The organism is Hymenobacter terricola, from assembly GCF_017921975.2.
GTDB lineage: Bacteria > Bacteroidota > Bacteroidia > Cytophagales > Hymenobacteraceae > Hymenobacter > Hymenobacter terricola.
Window position 1 is genome coordinate 1 of the sequence record NZ_JAGEMO020000231.1, and the last position, 568, is coordinate 568.

At 74.1% G+C, this 568-nt stretch carries 1 protein-coding gene; it reads right to left on the reverse strand.

Features of this window, described 5'->3' with window-relative positions; all coding sequences use genetic code 11:
- On the reverse strand, nucleotides 1-568 hold a 568-nt coding region (locus tag J4G38_RS28365; RefSeq protein ID WP_226164192.1), incomplete at both ends, for a T9SS type A sorting domain-containing protein.

Here is a 568-nt window from a genome sequence, read left to right on the forward strand (position 1 = left end):
GGGTGTGGGCCAGCACGGAGTAGACGCCGGGGGCCAGCGCGGCCAGGGGCAGCTCCAGCACGTCGGTTGCGCCGGCGGGCAGCGTGCGCGTGAGCACCACGCGGCCCAGGTTGTCAAGCACCGAAACGCCCGTGGCCCGGTTGCCGCGCAGCGCCACTGGCAGCAGCAGGGCGGCCGTGGCGTGGGCCGGGTTGGGGTACACGCTGGCCAGCTGGGCCAGGGCGGCGGGAGCCGTGGCCAGCACGCGGTTCCGGGTGGTGAACAGCACGGCGTAGCGGCCGCCGGCCGCCCCGTTGGCGGCCAGACTCAGGCTCAGGGCGGGCGTGGTGGCCAGGTCGGTGTAGGCGCCGGTGAGGGCGTCGCGCAGGTAGGCGTGGTAGTTGGTGGGCAGGTTCAGCAGCTCATCGACGGCCAGCGTGTAGGTGCCGGCGGTGGCCACGCCCAGGTGCAGGGGCAGCAGCACGTCGGCCCCGGTCAGCAGGGGCTGGCCGTTGATGGCGACTTCGGCCGTGCCGGCTTCGGTAGCGAACGTGAGGCCATTGGGGGCGGGCAGGCTGTAGGCGTCGAA